The organism is Streptomyces sp. bgisy130 (assembly GCF_057708345.1).
The window spans coordinates 544539-556827 of record NZ_JBYISA010000002.1 but is presented as its reverse complement, the minus strand read 5'-3'; the positions used below and the strand labels follow the sequence as shown (position 1 = coordinate 556827).

General features: G+C 69.2%; 9 protein-coding genes. 1 reads left to right on the top strand and 8 read right to left on the bottom strand.

The window, feature by feature from the left end:
• Positions 1–287: 287 nt before the first annotated feature.
• From AC3EUV_RS05180 to AC3EUV_RS05150, 7 genes are all read right to left on the bottom strand, one after another.
• The gene (locus tag AC3EUV_RS05180; RefSeq protein ID WP_435602269.1) at positions 288–2081 is read right to left on the bottom strand and encodes a coagulation factor 5/8 type domain-containing protein; all 1794 of its coding nucleotides are present in this window, start codon (positions 2079–2081) and stop codon (positions 288–290) included.
• Between the two features lie 530 nt (positions 2082–2611).
• A complete protein-coding gene (locus AC3EUV_RS05175; protein ID WP_432142247.1) occupies positions 2612–4447 on the bottom strand; it encodes a glycoside hydrolase family 15 protein in 1836 nt (611 codons plus the stop codon).
• Positions 4448–4683: 236 nt separating this feature from the next.
• Positions 4684–5004, bottom strand: a complete 321-nt coding sequence (locus AC3EUV_RS05170; protein ID WP_432142246.1) for a hypothetical protein — start codon at positions 5002–5004, stop codon at positions 4684–4686.
• A 199-nt stretch (positions 5005–5203) separates the two neighbouring features.
• Positions 5204–5896 carry a DUF4232 domain-containing protein gene (locus AC3EUV_RS05165; protein ID WP_435602268.1) on the bottom strand — a complete coding sequence of 231 codons (693 nt, stop codon included), beginning with the start codon at positions 5894–5896 and terminating at the stop codon, positions 5204–5206.
• 416 nt (positions 5897–6312) lie between these two features.
• A complete protein-coding gene (gene tpg / locus AC3EUV_RS05160; protein WP_387239184.1) occupies positions 6313–6870 on the bottom strand; it encodes a telomere-protecting terminal protein Tpg in 558 nt (185 codons plus the stop codon).
• Between the two features lie 9 nt (positions 6871–6879).
• A complete protein-coding gene (tap, locus tag AC3EUV_RS05155) occupies positions 6880–9096 on the bottom strand; it encodes a telomere-associated protein Tap (protein ID WP_435602267.1) in 2217 nt (738 codons plus the stop codon).
• Positions 9097–9183: 87 nt separating this feature from the next.
• Entirely contained in the window at positions 9184–10197 is a 1014-nt protein-coding gene (locus AC3EUV_RS05150; RefSeq protein WP_432142243.1) for a GlxA family transcriptional regulator, read from the bottom strand.
• A gap of 101 nt (positions 10198–10298) precedes the next feature.
• Here AC3EUV_RS05150 and AC3EUV_RS05145 point away from each other — a divergent pair, with 101 nt between their 5' ends.
• The gene (locus tag AC3EUV_RS05145; RefSeq protein WP_432142242.1) at positions 10299–11123 is read left to right on the top strand and encodes a dienelactone hydrolase family protein; all 825 of its coding nucleotides are present in this window, start codon (positions 10299–10301) and stop codon (positions 11121–11123) included.
• A gap of 70 nt (positions 11124–11193) precedes the next feature.
• On the opposite strand, the gene AC3EUV_RS05140 is transcribed toward AC3EUV_RS05145, so the two are convergent.
• A complete protein-coding gene (locus AC3EUV_RS05140; protein WP_435602266.1) occupies positions 11194–12180 on the bottom strand; it encodes an ArsR/SmtB family transcription factor in 987 nt (328 codons plus the stop codon).
• Positions 12181–12289 lie beyond the last annotated feature (109 nt).

Below are 12289 nucleotides of genomic sequence, written 5' to 3'. Positions count from 1 at the left end.
GGCCCAGCAACGCACCCTGCGCGCCATCGGCCACCGCGTCAACCAGGCCATCACCCCCACCGACACCCGCCGCCCGGACTGACGATGCGCCTCACACATCGGTCCAACCCGCCCCGCAGATTCTTCGATGGTCATGACTCCGCAGGCTTCAACAGACGCGCCCTACGGCAGGCCGGAGCGCCGGCCCGCCCGTCGGGGCCCCCTGGCACGGCACCGCCACCGTCGCCGCTACCGTACGGGGGCCACACGGAGGCCCTACCGGAGTCGCAGGGGGCCGCACAGGCGGGTCACGGATAAGAAACCACCGTGGACGGCACGGTCGACGTGCCCGAGGTGGGAGCGCCGAGGCTGTTGATCACGTGCTCGTACTGCCCCTTGCCGCCCAGCGAGACCACCAGCAGATGGTGGAGCTGCACGCCCGGTTTGCCGGGAGCCTGGAAGCCGTGGTCCTGACGGATGGTGGGGTCCACGTTGTAGTAGCAGTAGCTGCCCAGGCCCCACCCTTCGTGGGTGGTCACCCCATCAGCGATCTTGTATGCGGCGTAGCCCTTGATGTCGCCGTTCTGTATCGCGGCCTGATTGGGCGCGTCGTAGGCCTTCTCGTTCTGGAAGAAGACCGTCCGTCCCCGCTCGCCGCGCCACTCCACGTCGTACTTGTTGAAGTGCTCGACGAAGAGCCCGGTGACCAGGACGTCGTCCCCGTTGACGCGGACCCCGTAGTCGGCCCGGTTCATCTCCCAGCCCACACCGTCCCCGTGGTCGGCCCGCCAGACCCAGGTGTGGTCGATCAGGGTGTGGTTGCTGTTGATCACTATGCTGGTGGTTGCCTTGCCGGGCCCCGCCCCGCCGATCCGGATGAACACGTCCTGCACCGTGGTCGGATTGGCGGCATGGTCGGCGGACGCGCCCTCGGGGCCGACCTCCAGCAGCGTGACGGAGTTGACCGGACCGGCATCGATCAGGAACCCGGCGAGCCGCACACCGTCGACATCGGCGACCTTCATGGCCGTCGCGCCGTTGTCCGGAACGAGAGTCGGGTACCCCAGCCCCAGAACCACGGTGTTCGCACGCCACACCTCGACCGGCCGGTCGAGATGGTAAATCCCGGGCGTGAGCAGCAGGTTGAGGCCCTGGTCCAGCGCCGCGTTGAGAGTTGCCGCGTCAGCACCGGGCTTGGCGACGTAGAACCGGTCGAGCGGAAGGGACTCGCCCCTCGGTGTGCCACTCCCCCAGGTGGTGCCGCGGGCGTCGATGCGCTTCTCCGTGAGAAAGACCTTGTAGTCGACCCCGTCGAGATAGAGGAATGGCTTCTCGCGGGAGACCGGGGTGGTGTCGAGGGTGGTGTACGGCGGGTCGGGGAAGCTCTGTGCCGGTGCTCCCTCGACACCGGAGAACACCATGTTCCACACGGCGTTGTGCCAGCCGCCCACCGAGCTGTCCCGGGTGTACCACTGCTGCTGCGAATAGGGGCCCACGGTGCCGTCGATGCGGCAGTCGGCGATATAGCCGCCGCTGGCCCAGCCGTAGCCGTCCGGCGCCAGATTCAGTCCGCCTTTGATGTGCATCCGCCGGAACGGAGCCGCCTGTGCCACGGCCCAGCGGTTGGTGCCGCTGACCGGATGGAGCGTGAGGTTTTCCGCCGAGCGCCAGAAGTTCTGTGTCGCGTTGCCGTTGAACCAGCCGGCGTCGACGGTGACATCGCCATGGAACGTCGTGTCACCGGGCGACAGTCCGAGCCCCGCGATCGAGGTGTAGAAGCCGATCTGGGCGTTCAGTCCGCGGTACGTACCCGGTTTGAAGAGGAGCGCGAACCGCCCCTCGCCGAACTGGGCCGACTCCTGCCGCCGGAAGATCTCGTCGAGCGTGCCCTGGATGTCGGGCGTGGCGGGATCGAACACCAGCACATTCGGGCCCAGGTCGCCGCCGCCCGGCAGCGCCGCGGCGGCGGGCGCCGCGGACGCCCGGGCGGGAAGAATTGGCAGACTCGCGGCGGGCACGGCAGCCGCCATCGCGGCCAGGACGCTACGGCGTGAAGGCTTCGGTGTGCGAGGCACCGAGTCGCCGGTGGGGGGTGTGGGCATAGCGGCTCTCCTGATTCAGGAAGTGAACGATTGAAGTTCATGGGAGCGCTCTCTTGCCCGATGCATGTTCACCATGTGTGGACGATGCGTCAAGGGTCCTGTCGGAATCCGCGGCTTGCACTGATCGATCGTCAACTGATCAGCGCTACAGAGCAGTTGAAGCCGTACGGGTCGCAAGCCGCCCCCGGCCTCGAAGGTTCACCTGTTGAAGCCCGTCACCCCCGGCACTGAAGACGGGCACCAGGCCGGCGAAGGCCGACGGCGGCGACGGAGTCCCCCACTCCGCCCGCATCCACCCCCACACAAAAAAGGCGGCTGGGGCGCACCGACGTGCGAAGGGCAGTGCGCCGCAGCCTTTCCCCGCCATCGGGACGGGTTCCCCGCCGACGGTAGGGCCGCTCGCCTCACCGCGCCACGCGGGGACGCCGAACGGGGCGTGCGGGGAGAAATCCGTAGGGAGAAACCCAGAGTCAGCCCGCTCCGGAAGCGGACTCGCCAGGACGGCCTCAGACTGGTCCCGCCTACCGACCTCAGCCCAACGCCCGGTCGAGGTTGAATGCGGCGCTGATGAGGGCCAGGTGGGTGAAGGCTTGGGGGAAGTTGCCGGTCTGTTCGCCGGTGCGGCCGATTTCCTCCGCGTACAGGCCGAGGTGATTTCCGTAGGTGAGCATCTTCTCGAAGGCGAGCCGGGCCTCGTCCACCCGGCCGGCGCGGGACAGCGCCTCGACATACCAGAACGAGCAGATCGAGAAGGTGCCTTCCTCGCCGCGCAGCCCGTCCGGGCTGCTGCGCGGGTCATAGCGGTAGAGCAGGGAGTCGGACACCAGCTCCTCACCCAATGCGTCCAGGGTGGAAAGCCATTTCGGGTCCGTGGGGGAGATGAACTTGGCCAGCGGCATCATCAGAACGGAGGCATCGAGAACGTCGTCGCCCTCGTGCTGAACGAACGCCTGCCGTTTGCTGGACCAGCCACGGTCCATGATCCGCCGGTAGATGGTGTCCCTGGCTTTCCCCCAGCGGACCATATCCGCCGGCAGCCCCCGGTGAGCGGCGATCCGCATCGCCCGTTCCACCGCCACCCAGCACATCAACTGCGAGTACAGGAAGTTCTGGGTCTTGCCACGAGTTTCCCAAATACCTTCGTCCGGCTGGTCCCAGTTGTCACAGACCCAGTCCACCAGTTTGCCGATGGTGTCCCAGTGCTCGCTGGACAGCGGCTCCCCCCATTTGTCATAGAGGTAGAGGGAGTCGATAAGCGCCCCGTAGATGTCCAGTTGGAGCTGGTTGACGGCGTCATTGCCGATCCGGACGGGGCTTGAGCCCAAGTGACCCTCCAGGTGGAGGAGTTCTTCCTCGGGCAGTTCGCTGCGGCCGTCGATGCCGTACATGATCTGTAGTGGGCCCTCGGCGCATTCCGTGGAGCAGACGTTCTGGGACAGGAAGTGCACAAAGGCTTTGGCCTCGTCGGTGAAGCCCAGTCTGAGCAACGCATAGATGCAGAACGCGGCGTCTCTCACCCAGGCATAGCGATAGTCCCAATTCCGCTCGCCGCCGATCTGTTCGGGCAGGCTGGTCGTGGGGGCGGCCACGATGGCGCCGGTCGGCGCGTAGGTGAGGAGCTTGAGCGTGAGCGCGGAGCGGTGCACCATTTCCCGCCAGCGCCCTCGATAACGGGAGTGCGACAGCCAGCCGCGCCAATACCGCACCGTGGCACCGAACAAATCCTCCGCCTCCGTCAGCGGACAGGCCCGCGGCTCCACCCCGTCACCGATCCGGTCCAGGGCGAACACCGCGGCACTCCCCTCGTCCAGCGTGAATGCGCAGCAGGCGTCCGGACCGTCGATCTCGACCGGAACGCTGGACGACAGCGCCAGCGAAAGCCCCGGGGAATCAAACACGATGTGACCCTGCTGGGCGCTCACGGTGTGCACACTCCGCCCGTAATCGAACCGCGGAGCCACCCGGACGATGAACGGCAACGACCCGCGCACACAGAGCACCCGCCGGATCAGCCGGTGCCGGTCCGCCTCCCGGGAGTCACCGACGATCGGCATGAAGTCCTGAACCTCACCGACCCCGTTGTCCGCGAAGAACCGCGTGATCAGGATGTTGGTGTCGGGAAAATAGAACTGCTTCGTCCGGGCGGGCACATCCGCGGCCAGCTGAAAGGCTCCGCCGCGATCGGCATCCAGCAGCGCCCCGAACACACTGGGTGCGTCGAACCGCGCACAGCAATACCAGTCGATGGTGCCATTGGTACCGACAAGCGCAGCGGTACGCATATCGCCGATCATGCCGTGCTCGGCGATGGGCGTATAACGGAGTTCATCCGCCTTGCTAGGACGAAGACTCACACCGGCTGTCATATGCCCTCCCCGGCATTGGGGAGCAGGTGCAGTGCCTTCAGATTACCTCCCGGGGCCACTACGGCCCCGTCGTGGCGGGCGGGGCGCGACCGGCACCCTTCCCCCTCTCCACACGGGTAACACATTGGTCACTCATCGTGACCGGCGACACCGCGCCGGTCCTGCGCAAGCTCTACGCCCTGCCCATCGGGCACCGGTGGCCGTGCGCCGGGCCAGACGGAAGTCGCTTCCACCGGTCACAGACCGGCGAGGTCCCTGGCCCCCTTCAGCACGGAGTCGAGCGTGTCCATCACCGCGTTGCGCCGCTTCGCGCCCGCCGCCCGGTCCGCCGGCACCAGCCGCTCGGCGGCCTGCACGGCGAAAGCGTCCGGGTCACCGAAGGCAGTCCGTGGGTGCTCGCCCGTCGCCGCGCAGTGCGCCGTGACATCCTTGACCGCCTGGAGCACGACTGCGCGATCCACGCCCGGCTGCGTAACCAGCCGTACCTGGAAACGCGCCATCCACTTTTCGCGGTCCTTCTCGCTCGCCGCCTCCGCCGTCCGGTCCTTCTTCGCCACGCGCTTCTCCCTGATGATCAACAGCCGTCCGTCATGGAGTTGGACGCCGCGGCATCGAAGTGGGTTGCGAAAGCGGGAGTCTGACGACTGTGGCACGATCGCCGGCACACCGACGCCGTGCACACGGAGTTCGGGACGCGCGGTTCGGGACGCGCGGTTCGGCGCGTCCCGAACTAACTCATCGCCGGCCGGCGGGCCGTCAGAAGTTGTACGGCTTCTTGGTGCTCCAGTTCAGCACGTCGGCCTCGTTCCAGCTGAACTGCGGCTTCTCGCCCTTGAGGCTGACGGAATAGGAGGGGCCGCTGTGACCGTCCGCGCCGCGCAGCGCGAGGGCGAACGACTGCGCCGTGTGGTTCTTCGAGCCGTAGTCGAAGAGGTTCACCGCGCTGTATGCCGTGCCGCCGGGCTGGAGCGTGATGTGCTTGTCGCCGCCGGCGTTGTCCTTCTTCGAGTGCGGCAGTGCGGCACCGCTGTCGCCGAGCTTCACGGCCGGGTACGAGGTGACCCAGCAGGGCTTGGTGCCCTTGTTCGACGCGGTGACCAGCAGGTGGTCGCCCTGCTGCCCGGCGAACCGGTGCACCGCGGTGAGCAGCATCTCGTCGCCGCGGCACTGCTGGGCGCCCGCCGTGGTGCCCTTGTTCGCGGCCTCGCCCGTCCCGCCCGTGGCGGTCGTCGAGCGCGCACCGTCCTTGGTGTCACCGCCGCCGTTGGCCTGCTCCGCGCCGTCCTTGCCGTCCCCGTTGGATGCGGACTGACTCTGCGCGGTACCGGCGCCGTTGTCGCCGCCCGCCGCCTTCGTGCCGCCGTCGGACCCGCCGCAGGCGGTCAGGCCCAGCGCCAGCGCGGCGGTGACGGCGGCGAGGGTGGCGGTACGAATCCGGGAAGTACGCATGATCAGGTTCCCCCTGTGTTCCGTGCGGGATTTTTCTTTGGCCGTTCCCGCGGTGTGAACACCACTTTTCCTGGGCCCACTGACGTTCCGGAAACGCCTCACTTACGTCCCGCAAACAGACCGCGCGAACGGGTGATGCCGGGCAGAACTCCGCCGGACAGTCCGCGTACGAGCTGTCCACGTCGACATCAGCTGCCTGCCATCTGCTCCAGCCCCCCAGCAACTGCCGCCCCTCCGCGCTCAGATCGAGGCTGTTGGGGTACTCGGTGATCTGCTCCGGTGCGAGCAGGCACGGCTCCGGCACGTAGCCGTCGTAGTCCGCCTCGTACGGTTCCGGCGGTGTGGCCAGGATGTCGCGGCAACTATCGCGCTTCTGCTCACCCAGCCAACCGTGCCGCACAACCGCAGCAAGCGTCCTAGAAGTCCATCTCGACATAGTCGATATCCGTGAACTCCACCTGGAGCCCATCCGCCCGTCGGCCGCGGTCCTTGAAATAGATCTCCTGAAGGCCCTCCGCGGCGATGTTCTGGAGCTGTTGTTCCGATGCTCCGGCGGCCTGGGCGTCGAAGAGGCGGGCCGCGTACGCCGGGGGCAGATGCTGGGTGATGAGACGGATGCGGCCGTCGTCGGTGGTGCCCGGTGCGGCGGTGAAACCGAAGCGGGCCCGGGTCTCGATGACGATGCCGCCTGTACTGGCCGCCTGCTTCTTGGCCCGGTCGCGGATCCGCGGCTGCCAGTCCTTGGTGACCTCGGCGACAAGCCGCGCAGCCAGTTCCTTACGAGGCCGCTTGATCTGGTCCTTCAGGTAACGCTCCACCGTGCGCTGGGAGATGCCCAGTCGTTGCGCCACCGCTTTGGTGGAACCCTTCTCGCGCTTCACCAGGAACCGCATCTGCGCCCCGGCGGATTTCGGAATCGGGCGCGTGGCGGTATTCGCCGCGGCCTTGTCGAGGCTGTCGCCGAGGATGCCCATCGCGTCTGCCTACTCTCCGCCTGCGGCGGCGTCGCTGCCTTTGATGTGCCGGGCTGGGTTGATCTGCTCGTCCTCGATCATCGAGGCCACCCACAGGAAGTCCTGGGTGCCTTCGTGCTTGACCATGCCCGGGGAGACGCCGAGCCGGAACCCGCCCGGCAGCGGCTTGCCCTCTTCCGTACGGGGAAGGAAGTCGAGCGGGCCGGCGCCGTGGGAGAGGTAGACGGCGCAATCCGACAGTACGGCGACCGGGAAGACACCGGCCGACGCGAGCTTCCGCATTTTGCGGTGCATGTTGGTACGGGCCTTGCCGATGAGCTCCGCCCGGACGTGCGGGCTCCAGGTCGGCCGTTCCAGAGCAGGCCACCGCTCACCGTATTTGTAGCCGATGCCCTGCGGCCGCTCACGGAGCTTGCCGATGCCGCCCTTGACGGACGACTTGATGGCCGACAACACCGCGGCCTGTCCCGGATCGAGGTCCTTGTGGCGGGCCATGGCGGCGAGGAAGTCGTCATCCGGCATACCGGCGGTGACGCCGAGATCCGCCATGGTGGCCATGTACGCGTCGCGCAGCCGGGTGTACCAGGCGTCCAGGTAGGCGCCGTGCTCATACCGGACGTATGCCTCGATCGGCCGCACCGGCGCACCGAGTTCGACCGCGTAGGCGACGGTCGAGGTCGCGTACCAGGCCGGGCCGGTGGGACGGGTGCCCTTGGGGGTGAAGGGCGACGGGAGCCGTGGGTCGAGGTCGAGGTGGGAGAGGTCCACCAGCCAGGAGCCGGGCAGCTTGGCGTCGAATGCCGGGGAGTTGAGGTGGGTTGCCGGACCGGTCCCGACGTTGAGGCGGTTCGCAGCGGCGGCGAAGGCCATATTGACGTCGATGCCGACCCCGTAGAAGTAGCCCTGGGCGCACTCCTCGTCGGTGAGCGGCCGGAACCAGTCGTACGCCTCCTCGTCCAGGACCTGGTCCGGGGTGCGTTCGTGGTGGCGGGGGTAGTGGGAGGCGACGACCGGATGCTCGCCGGGCGCCTCGGGGGGCGCGGGGTCGACCGGCTCGGTCAGGGCGCCGGGGTTCGGGCCGGACACCCATGAGCCGGTGGCCTCGTCCCTGACAGCGCGGGTCGGTGGGCGCAGAGCCGTCATCAACTCCAGGCCGCAGACAGCGGTCGAGCCGCGCGGGGTGATGACCCGGGTCGCGTAGGAGCCGAGTACGCGCGCGAGTTCTGCCGGTGGCAGCTGGTCCGAGTCCCCCCAGGAGCGGGCATCCAGCGCGCCCCAAGGCAGGATCGCGAACTGCACACACTGCCGCTCCCCGCCCTGCGCCGGGCGGTAGACGCGCGGCCAGGGCCCGAAACCACGGCGGGTGAGGCGCCACTTCGCGCGCAGGAGGTGCCTGACGACCGGGTGGTCCTCGGGCAGCCGCAGACCCCGCCGGTCCTCCAACTCGCGGGGCAGGCCCAGGCGTTCGGCAGCCTCGGCGGTGATGACGACGAGCGGATCGGCGTCCTTGCCGTGCCGGTGGAGGCGCGTCGCCCCCAGCTTCGCCTCGCTCAGCGTCCACTCGACCAGGGCCGGGAAGGTCGTTGCAGGGCAGTCGAGGACCAGACCGTCGACGCAGTACGCCGAGCCGTCGCCGTCCAGTACGGCGAGCGGGCCGTGGACAAATCGGGGATCGGCAGCGGGTGGGGGCGGGGGCGTGGCCGAAGTGGTGGCGCGCTTGTTCGCGGCGGCCTTCTTGGCGGGCGCGCGACGGGTGGTGGTCGAGTATGACGAGGAGGGTCGGGGGCGCGCTGTCCGGGTGGGGGCAGGGACGGAACCGGGGGCAGGAACGGGAGCGGAGGCAGGGCCGGGTGCCGACGGCGGGGCCACTGCCGGGGCCGGGGCCGGCTCCGGCGATGGTGTGGCGGCAGGGCCACGGCCCACTTCAGGCGCCGCAGAGGACGGCGTGCCGCTCTGGCCCCCCTGGGTGGGGAAGCGTTCGGCCAGGCCCTCCAGCAGCCGGATGTAGGCGGCGCGCTTCGGCGGCCGCGGATCGGTCCGGCCCAACTCCCAACTGGTGATGGTCTCGCGCCGTACCGAAAGGGCCTTGGCGACCTGATCCTGGCTCAGGCCGCCGGCCTCCCGCAGCCGCTTGCGCTCGGCCGGCTCGGGCAATGCGTCCTGCGTGGCAGCCTGCTCGAGCAGCGCATCGACCGATGCGAACAGCTCATCCTGATCGTTGGGCACAGCGAACACCTCCGCCCCCACCCTATCTGAAACGCACCTCGAAACGCTGACCAAACGCACGACGGATCGCACGCGCGCGAGCCTTCCTCACGTCTCCCTCAGGACATCGTCTGCCCCGCCGCGATCGCAGCGACGATGGAATAGCGCGCGGTACTCCCTCGGCCGCCGGCCCGTATGCCGGGCGAAGATGCCGCTGAACGCCCCGGCGTCGCGGTACCCGACGTCGGCGGCGATGCGCGCCACGGTCCTGTCGGTCGTCTCCAGCAGGTGTCGGGCTCGACGCACCCGGGCCGTCTGGAGGTAGGCGAGTGGCGTCTCGCCGGCTTCGTCGCCGAAGCGACGGAGCATGGTTCTCGTGCTGACGTGGAACTCCTGGGCGAGGGTGGGCAGGTCATAGCGCGCGCTGAGGTTCTGGTCGAGCCACCGCTTGACGCCGAGCGAGAACTCCCTGCCCACCGTGGGGAGGAGCTCCGGGTCGACATAGGGAGCCTGCGTGGAGCGGGCGTCATCGACCAGCGCGATACGCGCGGTGCTGCGGGCGACGCGGGAGCCGTCGTGCGCGCGGATGAATTGCAGCGCGAAGTCGTACATGGCGCTGAAGGCCGCGGTGGTCGTCACCCCCCGGTCGGTCACGACCAGGCTCTCCGGGCGGAAGCGCACCTCGGCGTACCGGCGGGCGAAGCGATCCGCGAACAACCAGGACGTGGTCGCTTCGCGCCCGTCGAGCAGCCCGGCCTCGGCGATCAGGAAGGCGCCCACGCAGATCGATACGACAGCTGTCCCCGAGGCCGCCTGGGACCGGATCGACGCCACTTCCGGTCCCAGGCCGGCGAGTGTCGTGTCGAGATCGAGCGTGGGCGAGAGCTCGAAGCCCGGCACGATCAGGACGTCGACCGGACGCATCGCCGAGACGTCGAGGACCGAGCCGCCGGACGCGATCACCCGCCGCCGGGGCGAGATGACCGACGCCTCGTAGGCCGGCTCCACCGCCCCGTGCGCCGCGGCGACGTGCGTGGCCATCGCCAGGAGATCAGGGACTCCGAACACCTCCGACGCGAAGCAGCCGGGGTAGGCCAGCACACCAACTCGCAGCGGACTCATGCGGGCCCCTCCGGCGTCTTGGAACGGGTGGCGATATTACCGGGATACGTGGCGATGCCGCCGCTTCTCAGGAGGGGCGGCCACTCCTCATGATCTCGGTCATGACGAACCTGCGAGGACAGCACGACCCCCTGGACGATTTCGTGCGGAGAGCCGTCGGCGTCGATGACGTCGAGAAGACCGTGTATGTGTCCGGGTCCGGACCGGCGGTCATTCTCATGCCCGAGATGCCGGGTATCAGCCCCGACGTCGCACGGTTCGCGCGGTGGGTGCGCGCGGCCGGCTTCTCCGTCTACCTGCCCTCTCTTTTCGGCGTCGACGGTGCGTATCCGCTCGCCGGGGCTCGCGAGACCGTCGTGCGACGCGCGTGCGTCAGCGCCGAGTTCCGGGCGTTCGCCGGTGGCGGCACCAGCCCCGTCGTCACCTGGCTGCGCGGCCTCGCGCGCGTGGCACACGCCGAGTGTGGCGGGCCCGGCGTCGGCACCGTCGGCCTGTGCTTCACCGGCAACTTCGCCTTGACCATGGCGCTCGAACCCGCCGTCATCGCACCCGTCGTCAACCATCCCTCGCTTCCGCTCGACGACCCCGGCGGTCTGGAGATCAGCGACGAGGACGCGGCTGCCGTGGCGGACCGCGTGGCGCGCGACGGATTGCAGGTGCTCGCCTACCGCTTCGACAACGACACCTGGTGCACCGGCCGACGGTTCGCGGCCTACCGCGCGCTGCTCGGGGACGCCTTCGACGGCCGCGTGCTCAAGGCCGAGACGGCGAACACGGACCCGCCGCCCTTCTTCCGTGACGTCGTCGGCTGCGCCCACAGTGTCGTCACGGCGCACCTCGTCGACCAGGAGGGTCACCCCACCATGCAGGCCCGGGACGAGATCATCGCCTTCCTGGCAGAGCGGCTGCGGACACGGCCGGAATGAGCCCTAAGCGCTGTCCCCCGGTTGCTTGGCGCCGGCGCCTCCACGAGCCGCCCCTCCCCGGGCCGCCGCCTCAGCCGCTCGTGATCCCCGCTCGGACGCGGTGCTGCACCAGCAGGCTCCCCATCGCAGTGCGCCGGTGCAGGACCGCCCGTCCCGCGCGGACCGTGGTGATCAGGCCCGCGCCGCGCAGTGCGGCGGTGTGGGCGGAAGCGGTGGCATTGCTGACGTTCAGCCGCCGGGCGAGTTCGCTGGTGGTGTGTTCGTCCGCGAGAAGAAGCAGGATGTCGAAGCGGGTTCGTCCCAGCACGCCGGCGAGCGCCTCGTCCGTGCCGACCGCCCCGGCCGGCGACAGCGGCAGCCCCGGGCCGGCCGGATAAGTCACGGCCACGGGGCGGTCGGGCAGGTCGGAGAGGAGGGGGTGGCCGGTCCAGTGGAAGGTGGGCAGCAGGAGTACGCCGCGCCCGCGCAGTTCGACGTCGTGCTCGTGGGGCGCCGCGCAGTGCCAGACGTTCTCGTGCAGCCGGGCGCCCGGGACGAGTTCGGTGAGCGCGGCGCCGATGCCGTGCTCGGCCACCGCCAGCGCATGGCGGGCGAACTCCGCCTGGTGGAGGTCCTGCACCACGGGCCACACGGGGCGCAGCGCTGTATCGAACGCCGCCTGCTGCGCGCGGCGGAGGAGGTGCCAGGCGGAGCCGTCACCCCGGTACAGATCGCGGAGCCACAGCGGAGCCGGGGACGGCTGCCGGGCGTAGACCCGCTCGATTTCGGCGCGGACCAGCTCCGGCGGTGACGCTCGGACGGTGTCCAGCCCGTCCCTCAAGGTGTCGCTGAAAACGTCGAGGAAGACGGGGGCCACCTCCCCGGGGACCAGGTCACCGAACGGCTGGACGGCGGGCGGCAGGGACCGGAGCAACCACCGTCGCCAGCGGCCGAACAGCAACTCATCGCCCGGCGTACCCATCTTCATGAGCGCCACGTTCAGCTCTTGCAGCGGGGCCGGCCGGGGTGCGAACCGGACCTGGGCGAAGTCGGCCGCCGTGAAATGGATCCGGATCACTACTCTCCCTGGCGGCGGATCGCCATCGTTTAGGGCAGGGCCTGAACGATGGTCTGCCCTCCCCGCTCACTGCCAACATCCAGGCCACGCCCCTTCATTCACTCAGGGG